Genomic DNA, 17195 nt, shown 5'->3' with positions numbered 1-17195 from the left:
TCTTTGCTATCCTTGAACTCTTTGTTTGGTAAACTGCAGCAAAGCAAAATCTGCTATACTTATCTATAGCTGTAAATTGGTAGTGAGTTTTGCCTGTAATGTTTATGTGTTTTACGTCTATCTGTACTACATCTCCTGGGGCTTGTGCTTGCAAGCCTCTTTTTGTCCTTTTCTTTTTTATGTCCTTTTTCCTTTTATTTTGTATTTTTATCGTTTTTGTTTTTTCTATAAGTCCTGCTTCTTTTAATATTCTGTAAATTGTAGATGGTGATACTTTAATGTTTTTCTTTGTTTGTAGATATGCTGATATTTTCTCTTTACTCCATGTGGGATTTTCTTTCCTGATTTTTATTACTTCTTCTTTGTATTTGTTTCTTATGGTTGGTTTTCTTGTGTTTATTGGGGTTTTTGGTTTATCGTAAAGACCTTCAAGTCCATCTTTTTCATATCTTTTTAGCCATTTATAGAGTGTGTTTTTTGATATTTTGAAGTATCTGCATGTTTTTGAGATGTTTTTGGTTTTTTGGTAATACTGTATCCATTTAAGTCTTTTTTTAGCTTCTCTTGTTAATGGGACATCCTTTATTTTGTTTGATAGTTTTTTTGGAAAGAGTTTTGTTATATACATTGGCGTTCCTATAATGCCTTTCATTTTACCTACCTCCTGTTTAGTAAATTTATTTTACAGGGGTAGGTGTTCACTGTCTATATGAACTTATACAGCAAAAGCTACCCCAGAAGGAGCAGCTTTTGTAAAAAATCAAAACAATATTCCCAACTCTACAGCTTCTGACATTTTGGAATCCTTTGGATTTCCTGATTTATCAGTAAATATTTTGTTATCTGTTTTAAAGTAAGAAGTTTCTATTCTTATATACGTATTTTTTGAAGGTTTAAAAGTAGGTGTGATTGTAAAACTGTATCCAGATGCTACATTGTTGTATATGCCACTTTCTTTTCCTTTTGAACCATCTTTTATGTATTCAATCCTAATAGGAAAAGAGATATTTTCCATTTTAGGAATAATGTAAAAAGCAATACCATATCCATATTTATCGTGTCCTTGTTGTTTTGCAGTATTATCAAGCCATTGATAGTCCATATTTAAGGCTACATCAAGATTTTGATTTAAACTTTTTGATAAAACTAAATTTATAAGGTTTTTATAAGCTGTATAATCGTAATAAGAAAGTGCATAGTTAATACCGTAAAGAGTACCTAATGTTCCAACTGCATAAGCTCCAGAAGTTGGTAAAGATGTGCTACCGTCTAAGTATCCTTTATCTTTGTTAACTTCTCCATAAAATTTAAAATCTTTATAAGAATAAGTAATTCTAATACCAGGATAGATAAAAGGTTCTGCGTAAAAAACGCTACCGTAAGTTATATTAGGATTTGAAAATGATGTTGCTATCTCATATCCAATATTAGTTGTCAGTAATCCTACATCTACAGAGAGATTTTCGAAGGGAAGGTATGTAAGGTATCCTGCTAAAACTCCAAAATTTTTATTTAAAATTGCTTTATTGTCTGTTATACCTCCATCATAGAGAGTTGGTAGTAGTATACTACCAAACATTGTGTTAAATCCTATTCCTCCATCTTTAGGCTGTGAAGATAGAGAGATAATAAAATTACTGACTTTAAAGTTATCGTGATTAGATGAGCCTGTATTGTTTGAATAAAAGTATCCTGTTGTCAAACCTCCGCTAAACTCTATATCGCTGTTTAAAACTGTTATTTGTCCTGCATTTGCTACTGCTACAGATGTAAGTAATGTTAAGGATAATAACTTTTTCATAATAGCACCTCCTAAAAATTTATTAAAGTTCAAATCCTCTTTCTCCGTGAATAGTTTCATCAAGTCCTGCTGTTTCTGACTCGTCATCTACTCTTGCACCTTTTGTAATTAACGATACTACAAAATACAGTATCCCTGTCAAAATTGCAGTATAGACAATTGTTACTAAAACAGCTTCTATTTGGATTAAAACTTGAGTTAAATTGCCATAAAGTAATCCTTTTCCTGCAGGGTTAACCGAAGGATTTGCAAAAATACCTGTTGCAATAGCTCCCCATATACCGTTTAAAGCATGGACTCCAAATGTATCTAAAGAATCATCGTATCCTAATTTCTTTTTAAGCCAGAATACACCTATAAAACCAATTATCCCAGATATAATACCTATGACTACACTACCAAATACATCAACAAAACCAGCTGCGGGTGTTATAGCTACCAAACCAGCAACAACTCCAGAAGCAACTCCAAGGAGTGTAGGTTTTTTGTAAATTATCCATTCTGTTATCATCCATGATATAGCACCTAATGCAGCTGCAGTGTTAGTAACTAAAAATGCATTTGCTGCGATACCATCAGCTGCAAGCTCACTACCTGCATTAAATCCAAACCATCCAAACCATAGTAAAACAGCTCCCAATACTGTAAGAACTACTGAAGAAGGTAAAATTACTTTTTTTCCATAGTCTTTTCTCTTTCCTATCAGTAAAGCCAAAACTAAACCAGCAATACCAGCGTTTATGTGAACTACTGTTCCACCTGCAAAATCTAAAGCACCTAACTTAAATAAAAATCCCCCTCCCCATACCCAATGAGCGATTGGAGAATAAACAAAAGTAAGCCAAAAAACTACAAATAATAACCAAAATTGAAACTTTACTCTTTCTATAATCGCACCACTCATTAATGCAACTGTAATTGCTGCAAAAGTCATCTGAAAAACAACAAAAAGTAGCGTTGGTATATTTCCTGTTGACCATATATCATTTACAGATATGCCCATTAAAAAGAAATGCTCTAAACTCCCAATTATTCCAAATATATCTGTTCCAAAAGCTAGTGTATACCCCCAAAAAATCCAGATAATAGACGCAATACAGTATGCCAAGAAGCTCATAGCAATAGTGTTAAGAATATTCTTAGACCTTGTCATACCACCATAAAATAAAGCTAAACCTGCGGGAGTCATAAGCATAACTAATGCAGTAGCAACAATCATCCAAGCAGTATTTCCAGAGTCAATTTTTTGTACTTCGTTAGCAAATGTTAAAATCGGAATAAACATCCCTAACATAAAAGTTAATTTTTTCATTACAGCACCTCCTAATTTTTTATAAAGCTTCTGTTCCTCTTTCTCCTGTTCTAATTCTTATAACGTCTTCTACAGGGGTAATAAAAATTTTCCCATCTCCAACCTTTCCCGTTCTTGCACTCGATACGATAGCTTCAACAACTTTTTCTACCATCTCATCATCTACAACTATCTCTAATTTTATCTTTGGAAGAAAATCTATTACATACTCCGCTCCTCTATATAGCTCTGTATGTCCCTTCTGCCTACCAAATCCTTTAACTTCCGACACAGTCATACCAAAAATTCCAATGCTAGCAATAACATCTTTAACCTCTTCCAACTTAAATGGTTTAATAATCGCCTCAACCTTTTTCATTGTTAAACCTCCTCATTTAATACCTAAAAATAATTAATCAATAAATATGCCAATTATATTAAGTAATTTAAAAATAAGAATTTTTAAAAACAGTATCTTATTTACTTATACAATCCTTCCTTTTTAATGCATTCTTTTTATGCAACTTTATGAGGTGAAAGTTATATTTTAATGCATAGAAAATAAATTCTTAATCTTTTATACCTATAAAAAGTTGGCATAAATTTTGCCTATATAAAAGATAAAAATTTCACGAGGTATCAAAGTATGGAAAAGTTTGAACTTATTTTAAGTGAAATGAAAAATATTTTATGTGATGAGCTTAAAAATTTTGTAGAAAGATACGAAAATTATGAAGATGAATTATTTCACGAAAATCTTTTTGTTTCATTCCCTTTCATAGAACTTTTTTATGTTTTAGATAATGCAGGAATTCAGATAATAGATAATGTTATAAATCCTTTATATGCAAAAAGAATAACCAGATTTGGAAAAGGTGCGGACAGATCCTCAAGACCTTACTTCTTAGAAGCAATCAAGGAGAAAAAATGTATAGTAACAAAACCTTACAGATCTTTATCCAGTTCAGAAGTAACCGCTACAATCGCAATTCCTATAAAAGATGAAAATGAGTCAATAAAAAAAATACTATGTTTTGATATAGACTTAATAGCACTTTTGCATTCTGATAAGTATTTTTATGCAAAAGATAGATTTGAGAAAGTTACAAAAGTATTTTATACAATTTTCAGTATTTTCTTAGGATTTATAAGTGTTAAACTTGCTTTATGGGGTAGTTTAAATCTCTTTGTTATAGATTCAAATCCAGAGCACATTTTTAAATCTGTAATCCTCTTTACACTTGCTATTGCAATATTTGATTTATCAAAAACGATTTTTGAAGAAGAAGTTCTTTTATATAAAGATCCAAGAAGACATTCTGAGATTAGAAAAACTTTAACAAGATTTTTAGCATCTATAATTATAGCTATATCTATTGAGGCATTAATGCTTGTGTTTAAATTTACAATTTCAGACCCTTCAAAATTAATCTACTCAATAGGTATAATTGTATCTGTTGGTTTTGTTTTGATATCTTTAGGTATTTATGTATTTTTAGGTACAAGGTCAGAAATTTCGGTAAAGAAATTTGAAAAAGAATCTAAACAATAATTTTAATTAATAGTTTTCACTTTCTTAATTATCTTTTCTGATATCTTCTCAATTAGACTTTCTCTTACCTTTTCATAGTCTCCTATTATTCTACATCCTGCTGCGTCTTTGTGTCCTCCACCGCCAAAGTATTTTGCAATTTCTTGAACGTCAACCTCACCTTTTCCTCTTAAAGATACTCTCCAAGTTTTTAAATCTTCTCTTTGAATCATAATAACTGCAACTTTAACACTCTCTATACTTCTTGCAAAGTTTACAAAGCCTTCTGTGTCTTCCTCTGTTGTTTGTGTTTCATTTAAAAAATCTCTAAACACTGTCAAAACAGCAATCTGATTATTATTGTATAACTGTAGTGTTGATAAAGTTTTTTGAAGGAGCAGCATTACGTTTAGTTTATTTCTTTCAAAAATCATCTTTGATATGTAATAAGGGTCAGCTCCTTTTTCTGTTAAAAACTTGGCTATCTCAAAGGTTTTTGATGTTGTGTTATTGTATTTGAAAGATCCTGTATCTGTAATAAGTCCAGTGTAAAGGCAGGTTGCTATATCTTTATCTATCAGGGATTCATCCCAGTTCCTAAGTATCTCTGCAACTAAAGCTGTAGTTGAAGGGCTGTAATCATCTATACAATCGTATATACTCTCAAACTCTCCTCCAACATGATGGTCTATTCTGATAAGTTCATGTGCTTGCACTTCTGTTCCAGACCTTCTTCTATGGGCTGCATCTACAAGAATAGCTACTGAAAATTTATGATTTATCGGTAGTTTTTTTATCTCGTTTACAGAAGGTAAAAAGTTGTAAATGTATGGAATATCGTCTTTCATTGCCATAGTTACATTTTTACACAACTTTTTTAAAAATAGATAAAGAGCTATCATACTGCCAATTCCATCTCCGTCAGGATTTTCGTGAGTAAATATAAGTATATCTTTTTCTTCTCTTTTTAGTCTTTCAATTACAGGAATTACTTTTTCCATCTTACCACCTCACAGGTTCTTTTTTTCGTAAGGGCATATATCTACAAGATAGCATTCTTTACATTTTGGATTTTTAGCGGTACATATATACCTTCCAAACAAAACTAAAGCTTTTGATATGTAAATCCAATTTTCTTTTGAAAAAAATTTCGCTAAATCTTTTTCTATTTTTTCAGGAGTTTTTCCATTTGATATTTTAAGTCTACTGACTGCTACCCTAATAACGTGAGTATCTACAACTATAGCTGGTATGTTAAATGCATTTACTAAAATTACACTTGCAGTTTTTCTTCCAATCCCCGGAAGTTTTAAAATGTCTTCCATATTATCTGGGATTTTTCCTTCAAACTCTTGGACAACTTTTTGACAACATTCTTTAATTAATTTTGCTTTTCTTTTATAGTAGTTTACCGATTTAATTATCTCTTCTATCTCTTCCAAATGTGCTTTTGCAACGTCTTGAGGTGTAGGAAACTTTTTGAAGAAAATAGGTGTTATTTGATTTACTTTTTTGTCTGTAGATTGTGCTGCTAAAATAGTTGCAACTGTTAATTGGTAAGGGTTTTCAAACTTTAAATCTATCCAAGGTTGTGGATAGTGTTTTTTTAATCTTTCTATTAAGTCTTTTTCTGTAAAAGTAGCCATTAGAATAAACTTTTTTGCGTTATTTGCTGTTTTTTTTCTAAATTAGGTTTATCTATCTCTTTTATCAATGATTTAAATCCTAATTTTTCAAAAATTTCTTTTAATTTTACCAAATCAGGTTTATCTTTTTTTAACGATTCTAATTCCAGCGGAATGTCAATATCTTGATGTAATTTTACTAAAGCTTTACTCAATTCTACGTCTTGTTTTGATACAGCTGTAAAACTTTCTTTTAGTTTTCCTTTTAACTTATCTTTATTTTCTAATATTTTGTCTATACTTCCAAACTCTTGAAGCAATAAAGCTGCTGTTTTAGGTCCTACTCCTTTTATTCCGGGAATATTATCTATACTGTCTCCTACAAGAATTAAGTAATCTATAAACTGCTGAGGACTAACTCCGTATTTTTCACTAACTTTTTGATTATCTACTATTTCTTCTTTCATTGGGTTAAATATTTTTATATGCTGGTCTATAAGCTGGTTCATATCTTTGTCTGGAGTTACTATAATAACTTCAAAACCAAGATTTTCTGCTTTTTTCGCTAAAGTAGCTATAATATCGTCAGCTTCGTATCCGGGTATTTCTAATATTTTTATTCCTAAAAGTTTAATTATCTCTTTTATTTTTGGAATCTGGATTTGAAGGTCGTTTGGGGTTTCCTTTCTTGTAGCTTTATACTCTTTGTATATTTCGTGTCTTACTGTTTTTTCTGGACGGTCAAAAACGACTGCAACATAAGGAGTGTTAAAAGTAGACAAGAGTTTTAATAACATTCTCACAAATCCATAAATTGCACCTGTTGGCGTTCCATCAGGAGCCGTAAGAGGTGGAAGAGCATAGTAAGCTCTGTATAAATAAGAAGACCCGTCTATAAGTAAAAGTTTTTTATCCATTTTTTAGTATTCTTGCAGCTTCTTTTGCAAAATAAGTGATTATTATGTCAGACCCAGCTCTTTTTATAGAGGTTAAAGTTTCCATCATCACTTTTTTCTCGTCTATCCATCCCAGTTTTCCTGCTGCTTTTATTATAGAGTACTCACCACTTACGTTGTAAGCTGCCAGAGGAATGTTAAAGTTATTTCTTATCTCTCTTATTATATCTAAGTAAGATAAAGCAGGTTTAACCATTACGATATCTGCTCCTTCTTCTATATCGAGGGCTACTTCTCTAAGAGCTTCTAATCTGTTTGCAGGATCCATCTGGTAAGTTCTTCTATCTCCAAATGCAGGTGTTGAGTCAGCAGCTTCTCTAAAAGGTCCATAGTAAGAGGAAGCGTATTTAGCAGAGTAAGCCATTATAGGAATATCGTAAAATCCAGCAGAGTCAAGAGCTTGTCTTATAGTTTTTACAACTCCGTCCATCATTCCGGACGGAGCTACCATATTAGCTCCCGCTTTTGCGTGGGATATAACTTGTTTTCTTGTATTTTCAAGAGTTAAATCGTTATCAACATCATGGTCGTGTAAGACACCACAGTGCCCGTGGGATGTGTATTCACAAAAACATACGTCTGTTATTACATAAAGGTCTGGATAGTTCTTTTTTATATGTCTAATTGATCTCTGGATTATACCTTCATCATTCCAAGTGTCAGAGCCCACTTCATCTTTATGGGAAGGAATACCAAAAAGTAAAACTGCTGGAATGCCGAGAGATACTACTTCATCAAGTTCTTCATTGATTCTATCCAATGACCATCTGTAGATTCCGGGCATAGAAGGTATTTCTTTCTTAATGTTTTGCCCATCTTCAATGAAAATTGGGTAAATAAAATCATCTACTGTAAGGGTTGTTTCTCTTATTAAACGGCGAATACTTTCGTTTTTTCTTAGTCTCCTATACCTATTTACAGGAAAGCCCATAAAAAGCTCCTTAATATTTTTGTTCTACTTTTTCAGATTCACATACCTCTTTAATTTGATCTTTTACAAGTTTTCCATTTTCATATATCTTTTCTTGGACTTTATGACATCTTGTTTTTGCGTCATACCCTAAAGGTTTAGCTTCGTAAACTCCTCTTCCGTCTTCTGTTTGATATCTTACAGGTTGTCCGGATTGAACTGCTTCTACTGCACCTCTTTTAGATATTTCTGCAATAGTTGCTCCCGCAATTGCACCGATTACACCACCAATAACGCCACCTTTCCATTTGTTTCCACTTGTTAATATTGCTCCTGCTGTAGCACCTGTTACTGCACCTATTAGTCCACCTTCATAAGTTGATTGAGAAGGTCTGTAAGGCTCAGCACAGCTTGCCAGTAAAATTGAACCTGCAAGTGTTAAAGCTACTACTTTTTTCATCTTTCTCACCTCTCTAAAATCATTTTTATTTGACATATTCCTACTATTATAGCAGTTTCCATTTTTAATATATAGTCTCCTAAACTAAGTGATAAAAATCCTTTACTAACTAACTCTTTGATTTCAACTTCTTCAAAACCACCTTCGTTTCCAATAACTATACTGCAGTTTTGATAACTTTTTTCTATCAAATCTTTGGTCTTTCTTGCGTATTCTTTTTCATAAAAAACAACTTTTAAATCGTCATAACTATTAATATTACTTATTTTTATAGGTTTGTCAATACTTACTGGATAAAGTCTTCTACACTGTTTTATAGAGTTTAAGGCTATTTTTTCCCATTTTTGTATCTTTTTTTCTACATCAGACTGTTTTACTGCAGAGTTTTTGCATAAAACTGGAACAAATCTATCTACTCCCAGTTGAGATATAGGCTCAATTATATCATCTATTTTAGATAGTTGATTTGGCATACACTGGTAGAGTGTTATTTTGTATTCTGGAGTTTTAATTTCTAAATTTTTAATAGGTTTAACAAATGCTTTGTTTTTTTCAATTTTTAATATTTCCCCTAAGTATATGTTGCCTTGAAGGTCGTTAACTTCTATTTTGTCTCCTTCTTTCAGTCTCCTGACCTTAACCGCATGGTGAAGCTCCTCGTCTGTCAAAACTAAAAAATCATCTTCAAACTTGCCGATAAATAAAGGATAGCTCATTTAATCTTCTACTAAACATAAAATTTTTACTTATTATAGATAAGTTTAATCGAAAATAAAAGAGGCTCTTTACTGATTTATTTGAAAGATTTTGATATTGAGCTATTTTTTAATTAATAAGTTTTTGAATTAAAAAAAGCTATAGTATATAATAAATTAATAACTTTTTGGAGATTAAACTTGACTTACGAGGCATTTTCAAGAAAATATAGACCAAAGTCTTTTAAAGAAGTTATAGGTCAGGATTTTGTGGTCAAGACGTTAAAAAATGCAGTTAAACTTGGTAGAGTTTCCCACGCTTACATATTTGCAGGGTCGAGAGGTGTAGGAAAGACTACAATAGCCAGAATACTTGCAAAAACTTTAAACTGTCTTAATCCTCAAGATTATGAACCCTGCAACCAGTGTGAAAACTGCTTAGAGATAGAAAAAGGTTCTTTCCCAGATATGTACGAGATAGACGCAGCTTCTAACCGTGGAATAGACGATATAAGAACCATCAGAGATAACGTAAACTACCAGCCTTTAAAAGGTAAGTACAAGATATATATAATAGACGAAGCTCACATGCTTACAAAAGAGGCATTTAACGCTCTTTTAAAAACCTTAGAAGAACCACCACCAAAAAACATCTTTATTCTTGCAACTACGGAGCTGTATAAAATACCAGATACAATAAAATCAAGATGCCAAGTTTTTCTATTCAAACCACCTACAAAAGCTCAGATTAAAGCATACTTAATAAGAATATTAGAAAATGAAAAAATACCTTACGAAGAACAAGCAATTGAGCTATTGTCTCAAGAGTTAGAAGGAGGAATGAGAGACTCTGCAAGTCTTTTAGACCAGGCAGTCACTTACTCAGAAGGAAGACTAACGATAAAAGCTGTCGAAGAGATATTAGGTATAGTCCCTTTAAACTATGTTAAAAAAGCATTAAACTACATAAAAAATCAAGAAGTTCAACCATTTATAAAACTGTTAGACGAGCTTGAAGACCTTGGCTATGACGTCAACATATTTTGGAAAGAGCTTCTAACAAACCTTCAAAAATCCCTTATTAACCTTGTAGTGGAAAATCCAGACGAAATATTTTCCCAAGACAAGATATTTTCCCAAGAAGACTTAAAATCTCTCATCTACATAAAAGATATGTTTAACAAGGCATTTTCAGAAGCAAGAACATTTATAAACCCTAAAGACATATACCAAGTTTACGTATTAAAGCTAAACTATTTAGATTCTATAAAGTCAATTCAGCAACTTCTGTCAGGAAACATTCAAATATCAAAACAAACTTCAGTTAAAGAAGAAAAAACTCCAACCTCTCAAACTCTGGCAGAAAAACCAAAGGACAGTGCAGAAGAAAAAGAAGAACAATCAATAGAAGAAAAAGAAGAACAATCAATAGAAAAGATAATATCTCAGATAATAAAAAACGAGAAAGTAATATCAGTTATAATAAAAGAAGCTCAAATAACCCAAGATGAAAACGGTATTTACATAAAATTAAAAGATAAAGACCAAGAAGGAATTTTAAATTCAAATCTTAGCACACTAAAAAAATACTTTCCTGACAAAAATATATTTATTTCATGTCCTCCGACTAAGGAGAAAAAAAAAGAAAAGAAAAGAGATGAAATTGTAGATAAAGTGTTAGAACTTTTCCCAGGTTCAAAAATACTTAATTACAAAGAAAAGGAGGAATAGATGTTTAACTTTGGAAACCTCGCGGAACTTATGAAACAGTTTCAAACGATAAAAGAAAATGTAGAAAAAGCAAAAGAAGAGTTGAAAAAGGAGAATTTAGTTGTAGAGGTTGGTGGAGGAATGGTAAAGATTGTAAGCAACGGACTTGGAGAAATAATAGACTTAGAAATTGATAAAACCCTTTTAAATGAACAAGAGTATCAAGTTTTAAAAGATTTACTTATATCGGCTGTAAACGAAGCAACAGAAAGGTCAAAAGAGTTGATGACACAAAAGTTAACAGAAGCATCAGGATTGCCTTCAAGTTTCTCTAAATTTGGTGGGTTATTTTGAACTACATTCCAGAGATTTTACAGAAAGTTATAGAAGATATATCAAATTTACCCAGTTATGGAGAAAAGTCAGCCCAAAGGTTTGCCATAAACCTTTTAAAGATGCCAAGAGGAGAAACTGTAGACTTAATAAAACATATAGCTCAGATGTTAGACAAAGTTCACCCTTGTAAAGAGTGTGGAATCTACACAGACCAAGAAATATGTCCTATATGTACTTCTGAAGATAGAGAAAAAACATCTATTTGTGTAGTAGAAGAGTCTTTTGATGCCTATGCCATAGAAAAAACTGGAAAGTTTAAAGGTGTTTACCACGTTTTAGGAGGTAGACTATCTCCCTTAGAAGGCATAGGACCTGAAAAATTAAACATAAAGTCTCTTGTAGAAAGAATAAGAAAATATCAGGCAAAAGAAGTCATAATAGCTACAAACCCAACGGTAGAAGGAGAAGCTACTGGAAACTACATTTACAACCTTTTAAAAAAGTATCCTTTAAACATTACAAGACTGGCTTACGGTCTTCCGTTTGGCTCAGTGTTAGAAAACGCAGATGACTTTACCCTATCAAAAGCTTTAGAATACAGAGTTAAAATATGATAAAATAAGGTAGAAAGGGAGAAGATTATGAGTAAAGAAAAACTGCCTATAGAAAAAGACGTAGATATTGAACTTGAGTATAAGATTTACCATTTGTGGGATAAAGTAAAAAAATATCTTAAATTTATTTTAGCTTTTGTAGTAATCCTGTTTATAGTCTCAACAGGATATTACTTATATTCAAAGAAAAAGCAAGAAGAAAACGAAAAAGCATCTGTGTATGTATCAAAAATAGCTAATTTACTATCAGAAGATAAAAAAGAAGAAGCTAAAAAATTAATCGAAGAATTTGAAAAAAAATACAAAGATACAAACTTTTACAAAGTTGTACTCTCTTACAAAGTAATGATTGCAAAAGATGAAGGTAAAGAAGACGAAAAAACTGCCAACGATTTGAAAGAAAAATTAGACACTCAGCTTTCAGAAGGTGTTAAAGAATACATAGCTTATATAAAATTCAAAGAAAATGAAAACAACCAAGCAAAAGAGATTTTAAAATCTATTGACAAGGATAAGTACAACTACATATCTGCCCAATCAACTTTAGGTCTAATATATAAAAAAGAAGGGAATTACCAAGAAGCTGAGAAAATATTTAATCTAATAAAAGAAAACAAAGATTATAGATACTTTTCAATCTTAGCAAAAGAAAACTTATAGGAGTTTAAAATTGGAAAAGTTATACGAAGGAAAAGCAAAGATAGTTTATCAAACAGAAGACCCTGATAAAGTGGTAATATATTTTAAGGACGAAGCAACTGCATTCAACGCCCAAAAAAAAGATGTAATAGAAGGAAAAGGAATACTTAACAACAAAATATCTTCTATATTTTTCCAGATTTTAGAAAAAAATGGTATTCCTACACACTTTGTAAAACAGCTTTCAGATAGAGAGATGCTCGCATATAAAACTAAAATAATACCAGTAGAAGTAGTGGTCAGAAACTTGGCAACTGGAAGTATAGTTAAAAGGTTAGGCATTCCTGAAAAAACACCGTTTAACCCACCTTTAATTGAATTTTATCTAAAAAACGACCAATTGGGAGACCCTATAATTTGCTATGAACACATACTTGCTCTTAACCTTGCCAACGACCAAGACATAAAAACTATTAAAGACCTTGCATTTAAAGTCAATCAAGTACTTAAAGAACTGCTTATAAAACATGATATTATACTGGTAGATTTTAAACTTGAGTTTGGAAAGAAAAGTGATGGAACTATTGTAGTGGCAGATGAAATATCTCCTGATACTTGCAGATTTTGGGATGCAAAAACAGGAGAAAGAATGGATAAAGACAGATTCAGACTTAACTTAGGTGATTTGGCTAAATTCTACCAGGAAGTACTAAGGAGACTTGAAAGTGAAAAAGGTTAGAAAAGCAGTTATTCCAGTAGCTGGTTTTGGAACGAGATTTTTACCTGCTACAAAGTCCACACCTAAAGAGATGATGCCACTTATAGATAAACCGATTATCCACTACATAGTTGAAGAGGCTGTAAACTCTGGAATAGAGACTATAATTTTCGTAACAGGAAGGCATAAAAGAGCAATTGAAGATTACTTTGATTATTATCCAGAGCTTGAGCAGGTTTTAAGAAAATCAGGAAAAGAAGAGGAAATAGAAAAATTAAGAGAAATAAGTAATATGGCTGAATTTGTTTATATTAGGCAAAAAGAGCAACTTGGATTAGGACATGCAGTTTTAACCGCAGAAAGACTTGTAGGAGATGAGCCTTTTGCAGTCCTTTTAGGTGATGAACTTATAAAAAACGATGGAAACCCGGGTATAAAACAGCTTATTGATATTTATTACAAATTTGGAAAATCTGTTGTAGGAACTATGGAAGTATCAAAAGGAGATGTTAGTAAATACGGAATTGTTGCAGGAAAAGAAGTAATTAATGGTATAAAGTTAGTAGAGACTCTTGTAGAAAAACCGTCAGTAGAAGAAGCTCCATCTAATACAGCAATTATAGGAAGATATGTCCTTACGCCTAACATTTTTGAATCTTTAAAGGAAACTCCCATAGGTAAGGGTGGAGAGCTGCAGCTTACAGACGGACTTATTCAATTAAGACAAAGTGAAGTTATATACTCAAAGAATATAGAAGGTGTAAGACACGATACAGGTAATAAAATAGGTTATTTAGAAGCTATATTAGATTACGCCTTAGAAAGAGAAGACATAAAAGAAGAATTTATTAATATGCTAAAAGAGAAGTGTAAAGAGATTGGACAAAGTCAAAGCTAAAAAGCAGTTTGGACAACATTTTTTAAAATCGCAGGATGTTGTAAAAAAGATAGTTGATGAAATAGATATTAAAGAAGATGATACTATTCTTGAAATAGGTCCTGGGACTGGCGTTTTGACAGAAGAAATTTTAAGAAGAAACCCTAATAGACTCTATAGCGTAGAAATAGATAAATCACTTTATCCATTGCTGGAAGAAAAGTTTAAAAAGTATAAAAATTTTGAACTTATCAAGTCAGATATTTTTGATGTTAACATTAAAGCACTTACTGAAGATAGAAAAATAAAAATAGTGGGAAATTTACCTTATAACGTAGCTTCTTTAATAATGATAAACTGTGTTTTTAATATGGAAGTTATTGATTTTTGTGTTTTTATGATACAGAAAGAAGTTGCTGAAAAGCTTATTGCAAAACCAAAAACAAAATCTTACACATTTTTATCTGTTTTTATGCAGACATTTTTTCAAATTAAGTATGTTATGAGCGTTCCTGCAAGGTTTTTCTCACCACCACCGAAAGTAACATCTGCCGTTGTAAAACTCATTCCAGATAATAGATTTAACATAAAAGACATTAAAAAGTATAAAAACTTTGTTTCCCATCTTTTTACTGATAGAAGAAAAATGATTAGGTCAAAGTTAGACCAGTCAATACTTGAAAAAGCTAACATTAAACCTACATTAAGAGCGGAAGAATTAAATATAGAAGATTTTGTTAGACTGTTTGAGGTAGTAAAAGATGATGATAGGCAGTTTAGTGATGCAGATTCACATTCATGATGCTGGGTCTTTAAAGGAAAAAAGAATGGTTATAAGATCAATAAAAGAAAAGCTTAGAAGTAAGTTTAACGTATCTGTTTCAGAAGTGGATAATCAAGATTTATGGCAACTTGCTACTGTCGCTGTTGTGACAGTTGCACCAGATAAAAATCAGGTAGAAAACATTCTCCAAAACGTTATAAATTTTGTTTACAGCAACTTTCCAGAACTACACATAGATGTATCAAAAGAAATATTTTAAAAGGTGATAAAGATGAAAGAAAAATCTCACAGAATGGAAAAAATAAACAGTCTTTTAAAAAAAGAGATATCAGATATTATTCTCCACGAGTACGAGATTGGACAGGATAATTTTATAACTATAAGTGTTATAGATACTAAAGCAGATTTAAGTCAGGCTGATGTTTACGTTTCCGCTTTAAAAGATGAAGATAAAATAGTAGAAGCTCTAAATAAAGAAAGCGGTCATATAAGGCACATTCTTGGGAAAAAGATAAGAATGAAAAAAACTCCAAAGCTGATTTTTAAAAAGGATATATTTAAGCTACAGATTTAGTATTTTTTTATAAATTTCTTTTTTAGATACTTTATACTTTTGAGAAAGGAGAGAAGATATCTCTTTTGTTTTCATACCATGATTTTTTAGTTGTTTTGCTTCTGTTAAGATTAAATTCATATCTACAACTTTTTCCTTATTAGGATGAACCAGTATTACAAACTCACCTTTAAGTTTATCAGGATTTTCTTCAAAGAATTTTATAATATTTTCAGGCTTGCCTGTAAAAAAAGATTCATGGATCTTAGTCAGTTCCTTTGCTACAACTACATCTGCCAAAGGGTCTACTTTTTCCAGTGTTTTTAGGGTTTTTAAAACTCTTTTTGGACTTTCATATAGAATGAAGGTAAAGCCTATATCGATGTAATGCTTTAGATTTTCTTCTCTTTCAGTTTCTTTGTTAGGTAAAAACCCAACAAAAAGAAATTTATCAGAAGGAAGTCCAGAAACAGATAAGGCAACTGCGCCAGCAAACGCACCAGGAATAGGCACTACTTCTATGTTGTTTTCACGAGCCTTTTTTACAATTCTATACCCTGGGTCTGATATACAGGGCGTTCCTGCATCTGATACTAAAGCAACATCTTGAATTTTTAAAATCTCTATCAATTTTTCAGATTTTTCTTCTTCGTTGTAATCATGATAACTAATAAGTTTTTTTCCATATATTCCATAATGATTTAAAAGTTTCTGAATATGTCTTGTATCTTCAGCTGCTATTACATCTACTGACTTTAAAACTTCTAAGGCTCTAAATGTTATATCTTTTAAGTTTCCTATAGGTGTTGCTACAACATAAAGTTTTCCCATCAAGGTAGTCTTAAAACTCCCTTTGTCAGATTGCCATAACCTATAAATGTGCTGTTTTTATATATCGCAACTTTACCGTCAGGAAGAAATTTTTTACTTTCTACCTTTATTTCTTTCGCATTATTTAAAACAAACTTATCTATTAAAACTAACTTTGAGGTGTAAGGTTCTATAACTGTTTTATCATAAAGCTTTACTACCCTATCTTGACTTTTAATATACAGTGCAACATCTGTTAATTTTACCGCTGTGTTATTTTTTATCTCATAAAATCCGTTTAACATTACTTTATCTCCTTGAATCTCTGCGCTGTAAATCACATTCCACTCAAAACCTGATACAGGATAAAGAATATTTATACCACTTGAAGCAGGTCTTTCAGAGTATAATTTTATAGTAAGTTTTGGAGCCATAAGGTCTTGCCATTTTAAAGCTGAAGATAGTCTGTTTGGAAAAACGGGAAGAGTAGTCATTACAACGCCGTTTTTAGTATCTATCGTTATATACCCATCTTTTACAGATATAACTGTACCTCTAACTAATCTTCCTTCACCTTCTATAGCAATAGTCTTTCCTACTAAGTTCTCTACCCAGTTTTCCTTTGTTGGCTCAATTATATATCCGACTACTTTTACATCTTTATCTGTTGGTTTTATAAGGACAGAATCTACTTTTCCAACTGGAAGAAGCTGAATAGGACCTATCACTGTTTCACCTTGAGCAAGTAGAAACTGAGAGTACTGTATATATGTGGATAGTTCTTTGTTATTTACTATTAAACTATCGGCATAAACTTTTGATAAAGTTATAAAAGTAAACAAAAAGGCTAAAATCTTTTTCAACTTTAAACTCCTTTTAAAGAAT

22 protein-coding genes are annotated in these 17195 nt (G+C 31.5%); 10 read left to right on the top strand and 12 right to left on the bottom strand.

The window, feature by feature from the left end:
- The 4 genes from Q385_RS0107950 to Q385_RS0107935 form a co-directional block, all read right to left on the bottom strand.
- Nucleotides 1-652: helix-turn-helix domain-containing protein (locus Q385_RS0107950; RefSeq protein WP_037919874.1), on the bottom strand; the 652-nt coding region annotated here is incomplete at its 3' end.
- A gap of 108 nt (nucleotides 653-760) precedes the next feature.
- Nucleotides 761-1801, bottom strand: coding sequence for an outer membrane beta-barrel protein (locus Q385_RS0107945; protein WP_028951154.1), 1041 nt, complete (start codon nucleotides 1799-1801; stop codon nucleotides 761-763).
- 22 nt (nucleotides 1802-1823) lie between these two features.
- Nucleotides 1824-3113 carry an ammonium transporter gene (locus Q385_RS0107940; RefSeq protein ID WP_028951153.1) on the bottom strand — a complete coding sequence of 430 codons (1290 nt, stop codon included), beginning with the start codon at nucleotides 3111-3113 and terminating at the stop codon, nucleotides 1824-1826.
- A 19-nt stretch (nucleotides 3114-3132) separates the two neighbouring features.
- On the bottom strand, nucleotides 3133-3471 hold the full coding sequence (locus Q385_RS0107935; protein WP_028951152.1) for a P-II family nitrogen regulator: 339 nt from the start codon (nucleotides 3469-3471) through the stop codon (nucleotides 3133-3135).
- Between the two features lie 267 nt (nucleotides 3472-3738).
- On the opposite strand from Q385_RS0107935, the gene Q385_RS09045 reads away from it, so the two are divergent.
- The gene (locus Q385_RS09045) at nucleotides 3739-4644 is read left to right on the top strand and encodes a PDC sensor domain-containing protein (RefSeq protein ID WP_037919870.1); all 906 of its coding nucleotides are present in this window, start codon (nucleotides 3739-3741) and stop codon (nucleotides 4642-4644) included.
- A 2-nt stretch (nucleotides 4645-4646) separates the two neighbouring features.
- Here the strand turns inward: Q385_RS09045 and Q385_RS0107925 are convergent, their stop codons facing one another.
- From Q385_RS0107925 to Q385_RS0107900, 6 genes are read right to left on the bottom strand one after another with little or no spacing between them, the layout of a single operon-like run.
- On the bottom strand, nucleotides 4647-5624 hold the full coding sequence (locus tag Q385_RS0107925; RefSeq protein WP_028951151.1) for a DHH family phosphoesterase: 978 nt from the start codon (nucleotides 5622-5624) through the stop codon (nucleotides 4647-4649).
- 9 nt (nucleotides 5625-5633) lie between these two features.
- Nucleotides 5634-6269, bottom strand: coding sequence for an endonuclease III (gene nth / locus Q385_RS0107920; RefSeq protein ID WP_037919864.1), 636 nt, complete (start codon nucleotides 6267-6269; stop codon nucleotides 5634-5636).
- Entirely contained in the window at nucleotides 6269-7165 is an 897-nt protein-coding gene (locus Q385_RS0107915; RefSeq protein WP_028951149.1) for a 5'-3' exonuclease, read from the bottom strand. Before Q385_RS0107915 ends, nth begins: the two co-directional genes overlap by 1 nt.
- Nucleotides 7158-8135 (bottom strand): porphobilinogen synthase, encoded by a 978-nt coding sequence (gene hemB, locus Q385_RS0107910; protein WP_028951148.1) that lies wholly within the window; start codon nucleotides 8133-8135, stop codon nucleotides 7158-7160. The genes Q385_RS0107915 and hemB overlap by 8 nt, the downstream gene beginning before the upstream one ends.
- Before the next feature lie 10 nt (nucleotides 8136-8145).
- Nucleotides 8146-8574: a YMGG-like glycine zipper-containing protein gene (locus Q385_RS0107905; protein WP_028951147.1), complete on the bottom strand. Its 429-nt coding sequence runs from the start codon at nucleotides 8572-8574 to the stop codon at nucleotides 8146-8148.
- Nucleotides 8575-8579: 5 nt separating this feature from the next.
- Nucleotides 8580-9290 carry an RsmE family RNA methyltransferase gene (locus Q385_RS0107900; protein WP_028951146.1) on the bottom strand — a complete coding sequence of 237 codons (711 nt, stop codon included), beginning with the start codon at nucleotides 9288-9290 and terminating at the stop codon, nucleotides 8580-8582.
- Between the two features lie 180 nt (nucleotides 9291-9470).
- Between Q385_RS0107900 and dnaX the strand changes: the two genes are divergently transcribed.
- The 9 genes from dnaX to rbfA are packed head-to-tail and all read left to right on the top strand — an operon-like array spanning nucleotide 9471 to nucleotide 15521.
- Nucleotides 9471-11000 carry a DNA polymerase III subunit gamma/tau gene (dnaX, locus tag Q385_RS0107895; protein ID WP_028951145.1) on the top strand — a complete coding sequence of 510 codons (1530 nt, stop codon included), beginning with the start codon at nucleotides 9471-9473 and terminating at the stop codon, nucleotides 10998-11000.
- Nucleotides 11001-11333: a YbaB/EbfC family nucleoid-associated protein gene (locus tag Q385_RS0107890; RefSeq protein WP_028951144.1), complete on the top strand. Its 333-nt coding sequence runs from the start codon at nucleotides 11001-11003 to the stop codon at nucleotides 11331-11333.
- Entirely contained in the window at nucleotides 11330-11929 is a 600-nt protein-coding gene (recR, locus tag Q385_RS0107885; protein WP_028951143.1) for a recombination mediator RecR, read from the top strand. The genes Q385_RS0107890 and recR overlap by 4 nt, the downstream gene beginning before the upstream one ends.
- A gap of 27 nt (nucleotides 11930-11956) precedes the next feature.
- Nucleotides 11957-12589 (top strand): tetratricopeptide repeat protein, encoded by a 633-nt coding sequence (locus Q385_RS0107880; protein WP_028951142.1) that lies wholly within the window; start codon nucleotides 11957-11959, stop codon nucleotides 12587-12589.
- Nucleotides 12590-12599: 10 nt separating this feature from the next.
- Complete coding sequence (gene purC / locus Q385_RS0107875; RefSeq protein WP_028951141.1) at nucleotides 12600-13307, top strand: phosphoribosylaminoimidazolesuccinocarboxamide synthase; 708 nt, start codon at nucleotides 12600-12602, stop codon at nucleotides 13305-13307.
- Nucleotides 13294-14184 (top strand): UTP--glucose-1-phosphate uridylyltransferase GalU, encoded by an 891-nt coding sequence (gene galU / locus Q385_RS0107870; protein WP_028951140.1) that lies wholly within the window; start codon nucleotides 13294-13296, stop codon nucleotides 14182-14184. The genes purC and galU overlap by 14 nt, the downstream gene beginning before the upstream one ends.
- Nucleotides 14165-14965, top strand: coding sequence for a 16S rRNA (adenine(1518)-N(6)/adenine(1519)-N(6))-dimethyltransferase RsmA (gene rsmA / locus Q385_RS0107865; protein WP_028951139.1), 801 nt, complete (start codon nucleotides 14165-14167; stop codon nucleotides 14963-14965). Before galU ends, rsmA begins: the two co-directional genes overlap by 20 nt.
- Entirely contained in the window at nucleotides 14925-15206 is a 282-nt protein-coding gene (locus tag Q385_RS0107860; RefSeq protein WP_028951138.1) for a DUF503 domain-containing protein, read from the top strand. The genes rsmA and Q385_RS0107860 overlap by 41 nt, the downstream gene beginning before the upstream one ends.
- Nucleotides 15207-15218: 12 nt before the next feature.
- Nucleotides 15219-15521, top strand: coding sequence for a 30S ribosome-binding factor RbfA (rbfA, locus tag Q385_RS0107855; protein WP_028951137.1), 303 nt, complete (start codon nucleotides 15219-15221; stop codon nucleotides 15519-15521).
- Here the strand turns inward: rbfA and rsmI are convergent.
- Both rsmI and Q385_RS0107845 read right to left on the bottom strand, forming a co-directional pair.
- Entirely contained in the window at nucleotides 15510-16331 is an 822-nt protein-coding gene (gene rsmI / locus Q385_RS0107850) for a 16S rRNA (cytidine(1402)-2'-O)-methyltransferase (RefSeq protein ID WP_028951136.1), read from the bottom strand. The genes rbfA and rsmI overlap by 12 nt on opposite strands.
- Entirely contained in the window at nucleotides 16331-17173 is an 843-nt protein-coding gene (locus tag Q385_RS0107845) for a hypothetical protein (RefSeq protein WP_028951135.1), read from the bottom strand. Before Q385_RS0107845 ends, rsmI begins: the two co-directional genes overlap by 1 nt.
- Between the last annotated feature and the right edge of the window lie 22 nt (nucleotides 17174-17195).

The organism is Sulfurihydrogenibium subterraneum DSM 15120 (assembly GCF_000619805.1).
GTDB classification, from domain to species: Bacteria; Aquificota; Aquificia; order Aquificales; family Hydrogenothermaceae; genus Sulfurihydrogenibium; species Sulfurihydrogenibium subterraneum.
The sequence above is the reverse complement of the archived record's forward strand: the minus strand, read 5'-3'. Positions and strand labels throughout refer to the sequence as shown.